We start from the raw sequence: 1,992 nt of genomic DNA, 5'->3' as shown, positions 1-1,992 counted from the left end.
ACCGCTGCTCGCTATCGCCGACGAGGCAGGCGGCGAATGGCCGGAACGCGCCCGTAAAGCGTGCGTGCACTTCGTGACCGCAGCACAGACCAACCCGACGTCAGATCGAATCCGGCTGCTGTCCGATCTCCGCACCGTATTCGCCGACCGAGGCGTGAACCGCATGAGCACCGTGGAAATCCTTGCAGTCCTGCACAGCATGGACGAAGCACCGTGGGGCGACTACTACGGCAGGCCCATCAACGCCCGCCAACTGGCAACCGAACTCAGCGCCTACGGCGTCAAAGTCGCCGCTTTCAAGAACGGCAGCAAAACGTTCAAGGGCTACGTCGTCGACGGCCCCAACGGACTCAGCGACGCATGGGCGCGCTACCTGCCCAAGTCAAAGGAAGACGACAACTCGGAGGGTGAGCAGTGATGAACGAAAACACCGAAACGCCTGCCGAGCACATCGTCTTGACCGTCGAGCAGGCGGCAAAGCGACTCAACATCGGACGCACGCTCATGTACGAACTCGTCACCACTGGCGCCGTCGAATCGGTGCACATCGGTCGTCTGCGCCGCATTCCTTTGCAGGCGCTCACGAACTACGTCAACAAGCTCATGAACGGCACTCCGAACCCGGAAGCCGCGTAGGGGGAGCAATGGGACGCAAGTCGAATGGTGAATCAAGCATCTACGAAGGTGCTGACGGCTACTGGCATGGACGCGTGACGGTCGGCACCAAAGACGACGGCAGCCCGGACAGGCGACACGTTCAGGCCAAGACACGGCCCGAGGTCGCGCACAAGGTCGCAAAGCTCGAACAGGAGCGCGACGCAGGCAAGGTGCGCAAGACCGGTAAGGCGTGGACGGTCGAGAAGTGGCTGAACCACTGGCTGGAGAACATCGTAGCTCCACCCGCGATCACGGAGAACGCGTTCAGTGCGTACGAGGTAGCGGCACGTGTGCATCTCATTCCCGGTATCGGCAAGCACCGAATCGACAAGCTCGAACCGGAACACCTGGAAAAGCTGTACCGGAAGATGATTCAAGAAGGCTCGAAGTCGTCACGCGCTCACCAGGTGCACCGCACCATCCGGGCAGCGTTGAACATCGCGGTGCGACGCAAGTACATCACCGAGAACCCCGCCCTTATCGCTCGCGCTCCAAAGATCGAGGATTTCGAGGTCGAGCCGTACTCGGTGGACGAGGTTAAAAGGCTGCTGGAGACCGCGCAGAAGCGGCGTAACAGCGCTCGGTGGGCAATCGCTCTCGCACTCGGGTTGCGGCAGGGTGAGGCGTTGGGCCTGAAGTGGACCGACGTGGATCTCGACCTCGGGACGCTGACCGTGCGGCGTAGCCGCCTGCGGCCTCGGTGGAAGCACGGATGCGACGACGAGCCGTGTGGGCGCAAGCTCGGCGGGCACTGCCCACAGCGGGTCCCGTTGCGGCAGGAGACGGCCGGTACCAAGTCGCGGGCAGGCACCCGAGGCATTGGCCTTCCCGACGAGTTGGTGACGCTGCTCAAGCAGCACAAGGCCACCCAGGACGGGGAGCGTCGGCGAGCGGCGCAGCTCTGGACCGAGACGGGCTACGTGTTCACGACGGCGACCGGTGGTCCACTGAATCCGCGTACGGACTACACCGAGTGGAAGACCCTCGTGAAGGCTGCCAAGGTGCCGAACGGTCGGCTGCACGACGCCCGCCACACGGCAGCAACGGTGCTGCTGCTGCTCGGCGTCGCGGAGCGCACGGTGATGGGGATCATGGGCTGGTCGAACACGGCGATGGCTGCCAAGTACCAGCACATCACCGCCTCCATCCGGCGAGACGTGGCGCAGCGCGTCGGCGGGCTGCTCTGGGAGCCCAACGGATCGGCCGGTAAAACCGACGACGATGACGGCGCGGCAGGCGTCCCGATACCGGCCTAGCGGCCACAACTGAGACTGAAACTGAGACGAAACGTCAGAGCCCCGATCACCGGATGTGGTGATCGGGGCTCTGACCTGC

At 63.9% G+C, this 1,992-nt stretch carries 3 protein-coding genes; all 3 read left to right on the top strand.

Annotated features, from left to right (window positions below; all coding sequences use genetic code 11):
* Positions 1–418: DUF3631 domain-containing protein (locus IEZ09_RS45825; RefSeq protein ID WP_189260135.1), on the top strand; the 418-nt coding region annotated here is incomplete at its 5' end.
* Positions 418–636: a helix-turn-helix domain-containing protein gene (locus IEZ09_RS45820; RefSeq protein ID WP_189260134.1), complete on the top strand. Its 219-nt coding sequence runs from the start codon at positions 418–420 to the stop codon at positions 634–636. The genes IEZ09_RS45825 and IEZ09_RS45820, both read left to right, overlap by 1 nt.
* 8 nt (positions 637–644) lie before the next feature.
* Positions 645–1,913, top strand: coding sequence for a tyrosine-type recombinase/integrase (locus IEZ09_RS45815; protein WP_189260133.1), 1,269 nt, complete (start codon positions 645–647; stop codon positions 1,911–1,913).
* Positions 1,914–1,992 lie beyond the last annotated feature (79 nt).

Origin of the sequence: Lentzea flava (genome assembly GCF_014648475.1) — a bacterium.
Taxonomy (GTDB): domain Bacteria; phylum Actinomycetota; class Actinomycetes; order Mycobacteriales; family Pseudonocardiaceae; genus Lentzea; species Lentzea flava.
Note: the sequence above shows the minus strand (reverse complement) of the source record. Positions and strands in the feature narration are given on the sequence as shown.